Here is a 1,936-nt window from a genome sequence, read left to right on the forward strand (position 1 = left end):
AATTATTTTAGATTCATCACTAATGGTTTTAGAATCATTACTGATTGTATGATTAATCTGATTTGATTCAGTAACATTTGAAATGGAGGTAATGTTAGTTTCATTTGATTGGTCTGAAATAATCTCAGAAGAAATATTTGAGAATTTAGCTGCAACTGTTATTGGCTCAGTAGTAGAATTTCCACCGAACAGTGTCGAATGTGCCATTACAGTATATGTTCCTGTTTGATTGATTGGAATGTAAAGAACTGTAGAAGTGGCATCTTTGTTTTTTACAGGAAAGAATCCACCACCTTGACTAAAAACAGAATTACCTAACCAATCAAGTGAAGGCCAGCCAAGAAAATGACCAAACACCCCAGATGGCATATTACTTTGAACTATTTTCCCTTTAGGATCAACTACAAACACTGACAAGTTAGTGTCATCAGTTTTCCAAGACATCTCTATTGCTGCTGAATTAATTGAACTATCTTTAATATTAAAATAATATTGTCGCCAATCACCTGCCATGTATCTATTTGACATATCAAATGCACCTTTTACATAACCACTTCCAAAAATTGCATCGCTATTTTGTTTTCCTTCAATTAGTACAAGTGAATCTTTTTTATTAATTTCTTTTTTTATTACAAAAGATACTGGTGCATTCACACTGTGTTTAGATCCTTCAAATGTTATGAATCCTTGATAATTTCCAGTTTGTAAATCATTTGGAGCGATTAAAGAGATGTCAACACTAGCAATACCATTTGCAGGTATAGTGAGTGTTTCAGACTCAGGCCAAATGATGGACCATTTAGTTTTGTGATAGTAACTTGCCGTTAATGTGTAATCCATCGATGTGGAGTTTTGTCCTGTGTCACCTAAATAGAAAGAATATCTAGTTGGAATTGGATACACACCAACTAGAGGAGTTCCTTTGAATTTTTCATTTGGTTCGGTGATTCTAAGTTCTTGAACAGTTCCCCATGAACCAGCTCTATTTACCATGGAAAGTTCATTGCTAGTTACTTTTGTGTCGTTGTTTTTATCAATCCAATCATAAACGTATAGAGATGAAATTTTCATATCATTTGCATAATCTACTGTTTTATTCATGAAATTATCAAATGGAAAATTAAGATTCAAGATCATCAAAGATGATTCTTTTGGGATTAAGTTTTCATCAAAAAGTCCACCTAGTTCTTTTTGTTCTTTGATATCAGACAACGGAATATAATTTGGAATGAATGTACCTGATTTATTTAAAAATGAATCTTGTTGACCGACTTTGGTTATTCCATCGTATTTGGTATTTTTGATTAAAGATATAGTTGTAGGTTTAACAGTTATGTTAATTGGTTTGTTTGTTGGATTTTCAATTGTGAAAGTTGTTTTGCTGTGGTCTCCAGGAAGTAATTGACCTGCAAACCAACTTGTCATAGGCATTGGCTTTGTAGGATACTTGAATTGTTCAAATCCGATAGATGTTGAGTTTATTGATTCAAGTGTAGGCTCTAAAATTTTTTTAATATTGCTATAAGAAGCATCATTGTACACAAGAAACATTCCTTCTGTCCCATTTACAAAATCTAGTGCAGTATTTACATCAACTAATCCAGAACCTTGAGTAAATGGATCATTTTGAAGATCCTTTGCAGTTGACATTAAAATATTTTTGATTGTAAAAGGATCATATTCTTTTGATTGTTTATGTAGTCCTTCCATTAGTACTGCAGCACTACCAGACACTAATGGTGCTGCCATACTGGTTCCACCAAATAAAGAAAATGATTCCTCCTTTGAATTCTTTGTAGTCTTTAAAACATTAGATGGTGTAAAACCATATGCACCAATACTCATCAAGTCAGGTTTAGGATCTCCTATTATTCCAGGACCTCTGCTGGAAAAATCCACTATTTCATCAGAGGATAATGTAGAATTTCCAAATCTT

General features: G+C 32.9%; 1 protein-coding gene. It reads right to left on the reverse strand.

The features are described from left to right. On the reverse strand, positions 1 to 1,936 hold a 1,936-nt coding region (locus tag BG20_RS09740), incomplete at both ends, for a S8 family serine peptidase (protein WP_010194649.1).

The organism is Candidatus Nitrosarchaeum limnium BG20 (assembly GCF_000241145.1).
GTDB classification, from domain to species: Archaea; Thermoproteota; Nitrososphaeria; order Nitrososphaerales; family Nitrosopumilaceae; genus Nitrosarchaeum; species Nitrosarchaeum limnae.